Origin of the sequence: Mangrovibacterium marinum (genome assembly GCF_003046625.1) — a bacterium.
GTDB classification, from domain to species: domain Bacteria; phylum Bacteroidota; class Bacteroidia; order Bacteroidales; family Prolixibacteraceae; genus Mangrovibacterium; species Mangrovibacterium marinum.
Window position 1 is genome coordinate 13,232 of sequence record NZ_QAAD01000015.1, and the last position, 12,880, is coordinate 26,111.

15 protein-coding genes are annotated in these 12,880 nt (G+C 48.0%); 5 read left to right on the plus strand and 10 right to left on the minus strand.

Annotated elements, in window-relative coordinates:
* Window positions 1–2: 2 nt before the first annotated feature.
* From C8N47_RS13490 to C8N47_RS13525, 8 genes are all read right to left on the minus strand, one after another.
* Window positions 3–1,796: an NADH-quinone oxidoreductase subunit NuoF gene (locus C8N47_RS13490; RefSeq protein WP_107823104.1), complete on the minus strand. Its 1,794-nt coding sequence runs from the start codon at window positions 1,794–1,796 to the stop codon at window positions 3–5.
* A 14-nt stretch (window positions 1,797–1,810) separates the two neighbouring features.
* Window positions 1,811–2,206, minus strand: coding sequence for a (2Fe-2S) ferredoxin domain-containing protein (locus C8N47_RS13495; protein ID WP_107823105.1), 396 nt, complete (start codon window positions 2,204–2,206; stop codon window positions 1,811–1,813).
* An 83-nt stretch (window positions 2,207–2,289) separates the two neighbouring features.
* Window positions 2,290–2,841: an ATP-binding protein gene (locus tag C8N47_RS13500; protein WP_107823106.1), complete on the minus strand. Its 552-nt coding sequence runs from the start codon at window positions 2,839–2,841 to the stop codon at window positions 2,290–2,292.
* Entirely contained in the window at window positions 2,838–3,581 is a 744-nt protein-coding gene (locus C8N47_RS13505; RefSeq protein ID WP_170111397.1) for a PHP domain-containing protein, read from the minus strand. The genes C8N47_RS13500 and C8N47_RS13505 overlap by 4 nt, the downstream gene beginning before the upstream one ends.
* On the minus strand, window positions 3,581–3,919 hold the full coding sequence (locus tag C8N47_RS13510) for a DRTGG domain-containing protein (protein ID WP_107823108.1): 339 nt from the start codon (window positions 3,917–3,919) through the stop codon (window positions 3,581–3,583). Before C8N47_RS13510 ends, C8N47_RS13505 begins: the two co-directional genes overlap by 1 nt.
* Window positions 3,906–5,285, minus strand: a complete 1,380-nt coding sequence (locus tag C8N47_RS13515) for a [Fe-Fe] hydrogenase large subunit C-terminal domain-containing protein (protein ID WP_107823109.1) — start codon at window positions 5,283–5,285, stop codon at window positions 3,906–3,908. The genes C8N47_RS13510 and C8N47_RS13515 overlap by 14 nt, the downstream gene beginning before the upstream one ends.
* On the minus strand, window positions 5,286–5,696 hold the full coding sequence (locus tag C8N47_RS13520; protein WP_107823110.1) for an ATP-binding protein: 411 nt from the start codon (window positions 5,694–5,696) through the stop codon (window positions 5,286–5,288).
* A gap of 3 nt (window positions 5,697–5,699) precedes the next feature.
* The gene (locus tag C8N47_RS13525; protein ID WP_107823111.1) at window positions 5,700–6,044 is read right to left on the minus strand and encodes a hypothetical protein; all 345 of its coding nucleotides are present in this window, start codon (window positions 6,042–6,044) and stop codon (window positions 5,700–5,702) included.
* Window positions 6,045–6,386: 342 nt separating this feature from the next.
* On the opposite strand from C8N47_RS13525, the gene C8N47_RS13535 reads away from it, so the two are divergent.
* The 4 genes from C8N47_RS13535 to C8N47_RS13550 are packed head-to-tail and all read left to right on the plus strand — an operon-like array spanning window position 6,387 to window position 9,295.
* Entirely contained in the window at window positions 6,387–7,319 is a 933-nt protein-coding gene (locus tag C8N47_RS13535) for a PAS domain-containing protein (protein WP_107823113.1), read from the plus strand.
* 35 nt (window positions 7,320–7,354) lie between these two features.
* Window positions 7,355–8,497, plus strand: a complete 1,143-nt coding sequence (locus tag C8N47_RS13540; RefSeq protein WP_170111398.1) for a SpoIIE family protein phosphatase — start codon at window positions 7,355–7,357, stop codon at window positions 8,495–8,497.
* Between the two features lie 50 nt (window positions 8,498–8,547).
* Window positions 8,548–9,006: a 3-oxoacyl-ACP synthase gene (locus C8N47_RS13545; RefSeq protein ID WP_107823115.1), complete on the plus strand. Its 459-nt coding sequence runs from the start codon at window positions 8,548–8,550 to the stop codon at window positions 9,004–9,006.
* A gap of 46 nt (window positions 9,007–9,052) precedes the next feature.
* Window positions 9,053–9,295 (plus strand): hypothetical protein, encoded by a 243-nt coding sequence (locus tag C8N47_RS13550; protein WP_107823116.1) that lies wholly within the window; start codon window positions 9,053–9,055, stop codon window positions 9,293–9,295.
* Window positions 9,296–9,316: 21 nt separating this feature from the next.
* Here C8N47_RS13550 and rlmF read toward each other — a convergent pair whose 3' ends face one another.
* Entirely contained in the window at window positions 9,317–10,279 is a 963-nt protein-coding gene (gene rlmF / locus C8N47_RS13555; RefSeq protein WP_107823117.1) for a 23S rRNA (adenine(1618)-N(6))-methyltransferase RlmF, read from the minus strand.
* A gap of 69 nt (window positions 10,280–10,348) precedes the next feature.
* On the opposite strand from rlmF, the gene C8N47_RS13560 reads away from it, so the two are divergent.
* Window positions 10,349–11,659, plus strand: a complete 1,311-nt coding sequence (locus C8N47_RS13560) for a DEAD/DEAH box helicase (protein ID WP_107823118.1) — start codon at window positions 10,349–10,351, stop codon at window positions 11,657–11,659.
* Window positions 11,660–11,721: 62 nt separating this feature from the next.
* On the opposite strand, the gene C8N47_RS13565 is transcribed toward C8N47_RS13560, so the two are convergent.
* Window positions 11,722–12,735 (minus strand): dihydroorotate dehydrogenase-like protein, encoded by a 1,014-nt coding sequence (locus C8N47_RS13565; protein WP_107823119.1) that lies wholly within the window; start codon window positions 12,733–12,735, stop codon window positions 11,722–11,724.
* Window positions 12,736–12,880 lie beyond the last annotated feature (145 nt).

Here is a 12,880-nt window from a genome sequence, read left to right on the forward strand (position 1 = left end):
CGTTATGCGATCTTCACCGCGTCAAACTTACATTTCTCCAAACAGATGCCGCACTTAATACAAAGTGACTGGTCGATGTAATGTGGACCGCGTTTTTCGCCTGAAATGGCGCCAACCGGACAGTTGCGGAAGCACAGCGTACAGCCGGTACATTTTTCTTCGTCGATGTGGTAGCTCAGCAGCGCTTTGCACTGACCAGCCGGACATTTGTGATGATCGACGTGAGCAACATATTCGTCCATAAAATGGTCGAGGGTTGACAGTACCGGGTTGGGCGAGGTTTGGCCCAAGCCGCATAAGCTGGAGTCTTTGATCACCTGGCTCAGCAATCTGAGTTTGTCTAAGTCCTCATTGGTGCCTTTCCCCTGGCTGATTTTATCCAGAATTTCATACAGGCGTTTGTTGCCGATGCGGCAAGGCGTACATTTCCCGCAGGATTCGTCGAGGGTAAATTCGAGGTAGAATTTCGCGATCGACACCATGCAGTCGTCTTCGTCCATCACAATCATACCACCCGATCCCATCATCGATCCGGCCGCCAGCAGGTTGTCGTAATCGATTGGAGTGTCGAGGAAATCTTTGGTGAGGCAGCCACCCGAGGGGCCGCCGGTTTGCACAGCCTTAAATTCTTTGCCGTCTTTAATGCCACCGCCAATGTCGTAAATGACTTCGCGGAGGGTGATTCCCATTGGCACTTCGATGAGGCCGACATTGTTGATTTTGCCGGCGAGGGCAAACACTTTAGTGCCTTTTGATTTTTCGGTGCCAATGCTGGCGAACCAGTCAGCTCCTTTGTTGATGATTGGCGGAATGTTGGCAAAGGTTTCCACGTTGTTCACGTTGGTTGGCTTGCCCATGTACCCCGATTCTGACGGGAATGGCGGTTTAAAAGTCGGTTCGCCGCGCAGACCTTCCATGGAGTGGATCAAGGCGGTCTCTTCACCACAAACAAAAGCTCCGGCTCCGTAGCGGATTTCAATTTCGAAATTGAAGTCGGAACCCAGAATGTTCTTGCCGAGCAGACCATATTCCGCAGCTTGTTCCAAGGCAACTTTCAAACGTTTGATGGCGAGTGGGTATTCAGCACGAATATAAACCAAGCCTTTTGATGCGCCGATGCAGTAGCCGCAAATGGCCATGGCTTCGATCACCGAATGCGGGTCGCCTTCCAGGATTGAACGATCCATGAAGGCTCCCGGGTCGCCTTCGTCGGCATTGCAAACCACATATTTTTGGTCGGCTTCAACTTTGTTGGTGATTTCCCATTTCAAGCCTGTGGGAAAACCGCCACCGCCACGACCGCGCAAGCCCGACTTTTTGATGAGGTCGATTACTTCGGTCGGTTTGTAATTTTCGAGGCAGGTACCCAGCGCAGCGTAGCCGTCGTTACCGATGTACTCGTCGATATTTTCGGGATTGATAAAACCGCAGTTGCGCAGTGCAATACGAACTTGTTTTTTGTAAAAGTCCATCTGTTTACTGTCGTCCACCCGTTTGTCGTTTTTCGGATCTTTAAACAACAAATGCTCCACCTTGCGGCCTTTCAAAATATGCTCGTCAACAATTTCGATGGCGTCCTTCGGCTCAACAGAAACGTAAAAAGTATTGTCGGGCTGAATTTTGACAATCGGTCCTTTCTCGCAAAAACCAAAACAACCGGTTTGCAGGACCTGCACTTCGTTTTGCAGTCCGTGATCAGCCAGTCGGTTTTTCAAATTTGCTTTTAGCAGGTCGCTTTGGGAAGCTTTACAGCCGGTTCCTCCGCAGACCAGTATATGCGTATTAAATTCTGCCATTTTGTTTGGGTTAGTTAGTCTTCGATGGTTTTGTAGTTGGTCGGGATAATGCCGTCAACCAGCTCGTTCAGTTTGAGGTGCTTTTCGATGATTTCGAGCGCTTTGTCTTTGTTGACGTGTCCGTAGATAACGGGTTCCTTGCCGGGGATGCTCACTTCGATGGTTGGCTCGGCATAGCAGTATCCCATGCAACCGGTTTGGGTGACGATGGCATCGATTCCCTGGTGATCGAGTTCTTCAATCAGGTAGTTCATGGTTTCCTTGGCTCCCGATGCGATGCCGCAGGTGGCCATGGATACTTTGATGTGGATCAGGTTTTCGGGATGATCTCCTTTCTCCCGAAGTTTGATTTTCGACTGCACCTCGTCTTTGAGTTTGCGCAGGTCGGCCAGCGATTTGATTTTTGTCATCGTGATTTTGATTTAGTTATTATGGTTTTTCAATTTTTACTTTTAAAGTTCGGTCTTCTATGTTGGGTTACACCTGTTAAAAATCATTCTTTTGTAATCTGTATTTGGTCTAAATTTTCTTCAATCATCGACTTTAAAAAGTTCCTTATTTCTTTGGTCACCAAGGGTGTTCCTTCCAGTATCCGTTTTATTTCACGCGAGTCGAAATTGAATTCGCCCTGCAGGGTTTGATGGCGGTATAGCAGGTCTGTTCCCTCCTCGTTGTTCAACAGGATCATGATTGTTCCGATGATATCACCTAATGGGGGACGGTCGATGTGATGATAGCCAAAGGTGGCCGTTAATGTGGTGCCAATTCCGGGGGTGGATTTAATTTGCAGCGAGCCTCCGCATTGTTCAGCATTTTGCTTCAACATGGGGATGCCCAGGCCAACTTTACGGCTTGTCCGCGATGTGTAGAACGGATCGGTAACCTTTGCCAATGTTTGGGCATCCATTCCGCTACCGTTGTCTTTGACGACGATCCGATAATAATCCTTGTCCGGGTTCTCGCTGATGAGTATTTGAACCAGTCGGGCTTTAGCCCGGATGGAGTTTTGGGCAATATCGAGGATATGGAGCGCTAATTCTATCATGCTTCAATTTTTACCGATCGACCATGTTGCTGATGTAAAGCCCAGCGTATTTCTTCGAAGGTAGGATTTATCAGCTCAAAAACCGAGCAGGCGGTGCCAATATCTTCGGGGTAGTGAGCGTCGGAGGCTTTTATTAGCGTGATATCTGGATGAATGTCGAACTTTTTGCGGATCGCCATTTCATCGGCATGCTTGCTGATTTGCAGTGCGTCAATCTTCAGCTCTTTGGGTAGAAAGCCCAGTTGGCTGAAGAGGCTGTTAATGGGGCGGTCGATGTGTGCGGGAATAAAGATGCCGTTTAGTTGATGCACATAGTCAGCGATCTTCTCCAGGCTCACTTGCAGCCCGTTTCCCAGGTACCAGGGAATTTCTTCCCGGATCATGTTATTTCGATTCACCACCAGCTGGTAGCCAAAATAGTTGGGGTGGTTGGGAATGTGCGGTAAATACTGATCGATGAACTGTTGAAATTCATCGCGGGTATGGTCGTCCTCGAAAAGGCAAAGCGCATGGACCTCTTCCTGGCTATTCACCTCGCAGCCGTTCAGCACAATGATGTGCTGCTTGGCGGCCATTTCGCGAACCACATTACACTGCTTAGTACTGTTGTGATCGGTGATGGCGATGATGTCCAGCTTTCGTTCTTTGGCCGAAGCCAGTATTTGGTCAGGGCTCATTGCAAGGTCGGCACAAGGCGACAATACGCTGTGCAAATGCAAATCGGCCCTGAACCTGCGCATCATTGTTTATTTAATAAAGCGTACAGTTTACCGGTGATTTCGTAGGTTGACAGAGAGCTTGACAGGATCGGAATTTGTTCCTCATCGCTGTGGTGAATGGTGTTTTCGTTGGCTTGCAGTCCTTTTACCAGGATCACGGCAGCCATATCTTTCAGCGAGGCAATGGCCATCACGTTTTGGTGCACTTGCAGGGTAATCCAGATTTGTCCTTCGCGGGCGTTACCCATTACATCACTTAATAAGTCGGAGACATAAGCTCCGCTCACTTCCCGGTCGAGACCTTTCTCGCCGGAGATTACTTTCAGTCCTAGTTGATCTATAATTTCAGAAACCTTCATTTCGTCTTCCTCTTTTGTTACAATCTGCTTTAAATCGATCTTTGCCCCATTTTTTCTCCATGTTTTTCAGGGCTTTGGAGGTTGATATTTTATTTTCTTCCTGCCAGGTTTGTTGCAGGAATACACAATCCGACATTTTTGCTTTCTGGTTCACCATATCCTCGGCCAATGCCTGACAATTGGGAGCGCCACAGGCTCCGCAGTCGATGCCCGGCAGAAAACAGATGATACGTTGCATTTTGCTCATCTTTTCAAGGGCTTTTTCCCGGTCACGGTCCAAGATAAAAACCGGTTTAGCGTCAATCGGGTCTGAAATCAGTTTCGATTTCAGTTTGGGAGCTAAACGTTGTATCGGATGGTCTTTAAATTTACTCGATGACTCGTAGCGTTTGGCACGGTGCTCCAGCCGTTCAACCGTCAGAAAACGATTGCCCGCAGTGAGGTTGCCACCGGCACAGCTTTGGTCGCAGGCCCGCAGTTCCAGAAAATCGATGTCGGGAACTTCCTCATTCTCCAGCCGCTCTAAAAAGCGAATCACGTTGTGAATGCCGTCGATCGCCATGCTGCGTTCGCCAAAGTGGCGGGCTTCACCCCGGGTGAGGCTCCATAGAATACCATCGCGGGTGAGCGTTTCGCGCCGGTCGCTGGTGTCGGGAATATCCGTAGTCCGAATGTTTTTGCGCACTTTGTTATAAAGAACATTCATATTGATGACCCCGTCCACAATCGATTCCTTTTCACCCAGTGGACTTTTCACCGAGCTGATTTTGGCAATGCAGGGCGTAATGTAAAATATGCCGATTTCGTCGCGTTGGGCTCCCTGGTTTTGGAGTTGCTCCAGTGCCAGATGGGCTCCCAGGTCGTGCGGGGCTTTGCGCGGAATCAGGTTGTCCAGCAACGAGGGGTAACGAATCTGGATTAACCGGACTACAGAGGGGCAAAAAGTGGATATGTGAGGACGGGCCTTTTTATCTTTGCGGCAGTATTCCTTAATCGAATCTTTCAGAAAACCAATGGGCTGTTCAAGCTCGTAAAGGTGTGTGAAGCCGATTTTCAGCAGCGCATCGTAAATTTGATTTTCGCTGATATTCTCGGGGAACTGACCGATGGTCACTGCCGGGAAAAGTGCCACCCGATATTTGAATGACTTGATTTTATCCAGGTCGTCTTGTTCCACAAAAATGGCTTTTGCCGGACAGGCCCGTAGGCATTGGCCACAGTCGACGCAGCGCTTTTTGTCGATAACGGCTAGTCCGTTGCGGATGCGGATCGCTTCGGTTGGGCACGACTGCATACAATGGGTGCAGCCAATGCATTTTTGTGCGTCAACCTTTAAGGCATGATATGTATCGGGTAGTCTGTGCATTTAAAAATAGTTAACCATTTTTACGGTTGTACTTTCTCCCACAACGCTGTCGATTTGCAATTCGTTGGTGTTCTTTTTAATGTTTGGAAGTCCCATGCCGGCGCCAAATCCCATTTCGCGGACCTTTTTGCTGGCCGTTGAGAAGCCTTCCTGCATGGCCAGCGCAATATCGGGAATCCCCGGGCCTTCATCTTCGATGATGGTGATGATTTTATCCTTTTCAATCTGAATGCGGATTTGCCCGCGGTGAGCATGAGCCACCACATTCACCTCGGCTTCATAAAGGGCAATGACAATGCTCTTGATACATTTGGGGTCGACGCCCAGTTGTTTCAAAACTTTTTTTACCCGGCTCGATGCCTGGCCTGCCTGTGTGAAATCTCCTCCTTCAATCGAAAAATTAAGCTCCATCGTCTAATAAACAGGTTTTAGTCCAGCATTAAAAAGAAGTCCACTCGCTTTAAACATGGTGAATGGCGATTCCATGATACAAATTCCGTGCTCTTTGGCCAGCGCAATCATCTCGGTACTTGCTTTTTTGTTGCGCACAAAAACAATGGCATGAACATCGGCCATCTCGGCGGTACGGATGGTCTGCAAATTGCACATGCCGGTGATCAAAAGCAGATTGTCCGTATCCAGGGTGAGAACATCGCTCATTAAATCGGAGCTGTAGCCAATTTCAACGTCAAAAGCATGCAATTGATGGTCGCAGATCATTTTTGCGCATAACAACTTGCTGACTTCAGAGATCTTCATGAATTCGGAATTCAATATTGTTTCTACAAATATGGCTGAAATGGCCCAATTCAACGATATTTTTAGAGCTAATCTGCCTGTTTTTTCGAAATTTAGATTGATTTTAAAATAGCCTTATTTAGCGCTGTGCCTGTCCGTTAATCGAAGGTTTGTACTCCGGAATGTGCGGCAGCAGCAATGCCCGGCTGAGTTTTCCCGTTGTTCCATCCAACGCGCTTGCAACCGACTTTTTTACAGATCAATCCGCTTGTGGTACCGGTGCTGATCCGGCTTCGTTGTTTGAACTATTTTTTGTACTTTTTAAACAGCAAACTGAATCGATAATCCAAAACAAATTGGCTCATGATTTACGATGAGAAATCTTTTCTGCCCGATGGTCCTGACCTCTCCGGTATTCAGACACAATTGATCGATCGCCTGCCAATGCCGGTGTTTCTGCGAAATCCTTACGGCGACTTGCTTTTAACCAATAAGGCTTTTTGTGAGCTGGTACATTGCGGATTGCCTGCCACGCAGGGACAGAAATTGTCTGATTTTGTGGATGACAAGCAACTTGACCTGCTGGAGCGTTACGACCAGGAAGTGCTGGCCGACAGCGTGAGCCGGCGTTACGAGTTGCGGATGCGGAATGCCACCGGACATTGGACCGAATATGCACTGGAAAAATCGTTGCTCTATAACGATCAGCACGAATTTATCGGGATTTTAGCGGTGATGACCGATCTGAGTAGTCAGCGCAAAGCTGAACGCGAACTGACCGAGGCTCTTGAAGCCTCGGAGATGGCTTTGGCTATGTTGCACAAAATTCGCGCGGGGATCGTGATTGTCGACAGTGATTGGCATGTCATTAACTCGAACCCCGGATTTGCACACCTTATTGGAGGCGAGGTGGTCGATTTGTACGAGTCGGTGCCCGGGCTAAAAGGCGCAAATTTCCGCGAGTTGGTGCCCGATGCCGTTTATCGGATGTTTGTGTCGGTGATGAACTCGGGCGAGGCCAGCCTGGAGCGCGACCTGCGTTATCAGAATAAACTGTTACACGTGTCGGTTATCACCATCTATAAAAATCGGGTTGTGGGAGCACTCATTCGCGATATGTCGGCGCCGGCACTGGTGCGCGAGGAAATTGTCAGCAGGGCCCAGCGTGTGAACAAGCAGAATATGGAGACGGTGCAAAAAATCGCCTTTTTATTGGGCGAAAATGCTTCGGTTATGGAGGAGCTGTTGCACTCCATTATCGAATCGTACAGTTACGGTGAGGAGGATGAAGTATGAGCGGGTTGCATGTCGATGTCGACTTTCAGCAAAAAATGACAGCTGGCCAAATTGTTTGCGGCGATGTATTTCATTCGCGGCGTATCAGTGGTGAGGGGCGCTACATCCTGATCTTATCCGATGGACTGGGACATGGTATCCGGGCGAATGTTTTGGCCAATTTAACCACATCGATGGCGATGAATTATACCTCGTTTCACACCAAACCCGAAATAGCAGCCGATATTTTTATGCGTGTTCTGCCGCGTAGCGGCGAGGGAAAGGAAAGCTATGCAACCTTCACGATCATCGAAATTGATAACGACGAGTTGGTGCGGATTATCAATTACGACAATCCGGCGACACAGATATTTCGTTTTGGTAAAGCTTTCGTTCCGCGCGAGTTGGAGATTCCGGTTCGCGGAGCCGAGAACAAAGGGAAGATTTTGCGGGTGCGCGAGTTTAAGCCATTGCGGGGCGACCGTATCGTGTTCATGAGCGACGGTGTTACTCAAAGCGGTTTGGGCAGCAAGCTGTTTCCGATGGGCTGGGGCGATGGTCAGCTGGCCCAATTTATTCAAAAGCAGCTGGAGCGGCAGCCCGAGATTACGGCAACACGCCTGGCCCGCAAAATCATGAACCAGGTAGAGATGAACGATCAGTTTAAGATGAAGGATGATGCCAGCTGCGGAGTCATAAATTTCAGAGAGCCGCGTGAGTTTATGCTCATCACAGGCCCTCCGTTTTATAAAATTAAAGATCAGGATTTTGTACGTATGGTGAAGGACTTTCCGGGCAAAAAGATTATTTGCGGCGGAACAACAGCCGAGATTATTGCCCGCGAAATGGACCTGAACATCTCTATTCAACATCATTACGATTGGGAAAATATTCCGCCGGCAGCCGAAATGGAGGGCTTCGAAATGGTTACCGAAGGTATTTTAACGCTGGGAAAGGTCGAAGAAATCCTGGAAAATTATACCAGTAATACCCGTCTGGAAGATTCGCCTCCCGAGGAGGTTGTTAAGTTGCTGTTGGAGCACGACGTTATTCATATTCTTTTGGGCATGCGGATCAACCGTGCCCATCACGACCCGGAGCAGCCTTTCGAAATTCAGATGCGCAAATTTGTTGTCCGGCGAATTGTGAAGATCCTGGAAGAACGATTTTTCAAAAAGGTTAATCTTGAATTTATTTAGTTGGCCAAAGTGCTGTTACTTTGTCCATCTAATTTTTTGAATCAGGTTTTATGAATACTGCAAAAATGAAAGCCCGCTTGATTGCCCATCTGGATGCTTTGTTGGATCAACGCGTGGCGGCGCTCGAACAGTCGATTCAGTCGGCAAAGGAGTCGCGCGACAGCGACACCAAAAGCAGCGCCGGTGATAAGTATGAAACCGGGCGCGAAATGATTCAGCAGGAGGTGGATAAGTTCGAAGGGCAACTGGCTCATACCCGCCAATTGAAAGTCGATCTGGGTAAAATAAATCCGGAGAAACGAAACAGGCAGGCCGAATTTGGCAGCTTGCTGATCTGTAATCCCGGAAACTACTTTTTATCGATTGCAGTTGGCAAAGTTGAAATAGACAGCGACAATTTTATTTGTTTATCCTTGGCTTCACCCCTGGGGAAAGCGTTTTACGGGAAGACCGTTGGTGATGAGCTACTTTTTAACGGAAAGAAAATCGTTGTTGAGGAAATTTATTAATCGCTCCTGAGTTTTTTTAGGTATCTATTTCTACACCTTTTTTAATATGAAATTTAAGCAACTCGATCTAAAGCCCCGGGGAAATTGGTTCCAGCGAAAGCTCTGGACTCCGCACCGGAAGCGTACATTCATTTATATGCTGGCCGGCGCAATGTTTAGCCTGGTGTTTTCATTAATCACCGGTGATCTGGCAAAGCTGAGCCTGCTGGAGAATTTGTATAGTATATTGATTGGGGCATTCTTTGGTTTTTTGATTACCAACAGCCCCTGTGCCCGGGGACGGTGCTGATGATCTGTTGTTGCAGTTGGTTTATTTCCATCGATTTGTCCACTGTTTCTGTTCGTGGTCGGAGAGGAATGTCCAGGCCACAAATCGGCTGACTTTGTTCCCTTGCCTCATGGTGCTTGTTTTTACCTGGCTGGCGTCAACTTTTTTTAGTATGCGGTAGATAGTCGGTAGTCGTTCACTTTTCGACACCAGGCTGGTGAACCAAAAACACGAGTGTGCATAGTCCTTGCTTTGCCAAATCATTCTTTTCAGGAAGGCTTCCTCGCCACCATCGCACCACAGTTCGTTGCTTTGTCCTCCAAAGTTCAGGCTGGGGACTACATTTCTCTTCTGCCTCAGGTTGCGGGTTTTCCGAAGTGTGCCGGCAGCAGCTTGGGCAGCCGAAGCATGAAAGGGAGGATTACACAGGCTGAGGTCGAACTGCTCACCGGGCAAAATGATTTGCTTGAAAATATTTTTCGAATTGGCTTGATGACGAATGACGATCTTATGGGATAGAGCTTCGTTTAACTGCACAATTTTTTCAGCCGACCGCAGGGCAGTCGCGTCAATATCGGCACCCACAAAGTTCCAGCCGTATTCCATGCAGCCAATCACCGGATAAATACAGTTGGCTCCCACGCCAATATCCAGACAGTTGATTTTGTTGCCCGTCGGTGCCAGTCCGTTGTTGGCTTCGGTCAGCAAATCAGCCAGATAGTGGATGTAATCGGCTCGCCCGGGGATGGGCGGACAAAGATAGTTTGCCGGGATATCCCAAAAGTTGAGTCCGTAATCGGCCTTAAGGATGGCCTGATTTAGCGTTTTTACAGCTTGCGCATTCGCAAAATCGATCGATTCATCGCCATGAGGATTTAGCCGCACAAAGGCTTTCAGCTCGGGACAAACAGCGCTCAAGTTGCTGAAATTGTAGCGTCCGCGGTTCTTATTTCGGGGATGCAGTTGGGTTTTTACCGTTGGGCGAATTTTTTTCTTGTCTGTCATGAATGAATCTTTCTGAGTCTGCAAATTTAGCCTTTATCGCGCAGAAACAAATTCCGTTATCTTTGCGGCATGTCAAAGTCGATTAAAAATCAGAAAAGTATACTGGCTAAACTGAATATTGCCGAGCTTAATCCCATGCAGCAAGAGGCGCAGCAGGCAATTCATGCGAATGCAGAAGTTGTTTTATTGTCGCCCACGGGCTCGGGGAAAACGCTGGGCTTTATGCTGCCCTTAATTGCCGGGCTCAAGCCGGAAGTAGAGGAGGTACAGGCGATGGTGATTGTGCCAACGCGCGAGCTGGCCATTCAAATTGAACAGGTTACCCGGGATATGGGATCCGGGTTTAAGACGAATGCTGTATATGGCGGTCAGTCGTTTTCGAAAGATCGGCTGAATTTAGCACATCCACCTGCCATATTGATCGGAACGCCGGGGCGACTGGCCGATCATTTACGCCGCGAGACTTTTTCGACGGATGCGATTCGAATGCTGGTGCTCGACGAGTTCGACAAATCGTTGGAAGTTGGTTTCGAGGCCGAAATGGAGGAGATTATTGCCCTGCTTCCGGAACTTAAAAAGAAAGTACTGACCTCGGCAACCATGTATGCCTCGATACCTGCTTTTGTGGGTTTGCGAAAACCGAAAGTGTTGGACTTTTTGAAAGAGCATGAATCGCAGTTAGCGATAAAAACCATCATCTCGCCGGAAAAGGACAAACTGGAAACGTTGCTTAAGGCGCTTTGCCATCTGGGCAACGAACCGGGAATTATCTTTTGTAACTACAAGGAAACCATCGATCGGATCAGTAATTTTTTATCCGAAAAGAAGATCGCTCACGCCTGCTTTCACGGAGGCATGGAGCAGGCAGACCGGGAGCGGGCGCTGATTAAATTTCGCAACGGCACACACCAGTTGCTGTTGGCAACCGACCTGGCTGCTCGTGGTATCGATGTTCCCGAAATCCGGTTTATTATTCACTACCAACTGCCGGGCCGCAGTCACGAGTTTACGCACCGCAATGGTCGTACAGCCCGTATGTTTAGCGACGGTACGGCTTATATCTTGAAATGGGCCGACGAAAGCCTTCCTGAATTTATCCCTGACACGGAGCTTGAAGATCTTGTTGAGGCGCCTCTTCCTGAGGCTTCGAAATGGACAACGCTGATGGTTTCCGGCGGAAGGAAAGATAAAATATCGAAAGGAGACCTGGTCGGATTATTTTTCAAACAAGGGCAACTGGGGAAAGATCAGCTGGGCGTGATTGAGCTGAAGCAGGATTGTGCTTTCGTTGCTGTGCATACAGCCAAGGTTAAACAACTGATCAGCTTGATTGACGGCACTAAGCTGAAGAACCGCAAGATTCGGGTTTCGGTTGTTTAGAGCATAAAAAGGGCTTCAACCCGAGGGGAGAAGCCTTTATGGATTACATTGAATTGTAGTTGTTAAACCATCGGATGCGTTTTAAACACTTCTTCCGATTTCATCAAAATGTCGACATATTGTGCACGTTGGTAGGTGAACGGATCTTTCAGGCTTTTGCGCGAAAGCTTTCCGCGGAAATCAGCCAGGCTTTTATAGCCTTTGTTGTCCATCCATTGGTTGATCTCGCTGATAAGTGTTGCCGCATAGCCTGGTTGATTGCGGTAAAAGGCCGAGACCATTTGAACCACGTTGGCTCCGGCAAGCAGCATTTTGATGATGTCGGTGGATGTGGAGATCCCGCGGCTTGAGCAGATACTGGCGTCGGTATTGCCATACAGTAGGCCGGCAAAGCGAAGTGCCAGCTGGTAGTCGCGCTCCTGTGTCAGATCCCAGGGATAGAAAAATTCTTCTTTATCGATGTCTATTTCGGGTTGAAAGAAACGGTTAAACAGCACAAAACCATCGGCTCCCGCTTCATCCAGCTGCTTAATGAAATTTAAAGTGTTGGTATAAAACGGACTTAGCTTAACGCTGACAGGTATTTTAACCGCTTTTTTTATACTCTGTACAATTTGAACCTGCTTTTCAACAATTTTTTCGCCTTCAATTTCAAAATATCCGGGCGTAGCATACAGGTTTATTTCGAGGGCATCAATGCCGGTTTGTTCGAGCTCTTGGGCATATTCAACCCAGGTTGTTTCGTAAATGGCGTTTAAACTGGCAATAACCGGAACCTTCACTTTCTCTTTCAGCGATTTTACATTCAGCAAGTGTTCTTTGGGGCCGGCATGTTCCATATCCGGGAAAAGCCGGGTCATCTCGGCGTTCCGATCCTCGTATTCATGCAAGTCTTCATCCAGCTGAATAGACTCCAGGTGAATTTGCTCTTCGAATAACGATTTGTAGACAATGGCACCGATACCCGCTTGTTCAATTTGCTCAATTGCTTCGGGTTTGGTGACCAGGTTACTTGCTCCGAGAATGATAGGGGACTGTAGCTTTAATCCCATGTAAGTGGTGGATAAGTCTGCCATAGTTTAGATTTTTTATTTGATTTCTGCTATTTAAACTGTACCGATTGGCTTTTGTTCACAGCCGCTTAACGAATTTAGCGATCAATCGATTTGCAGCTCAGGCATGTCGATTGCGTTGGTGCTAATAAAGTTAGCAAAAAGTAGA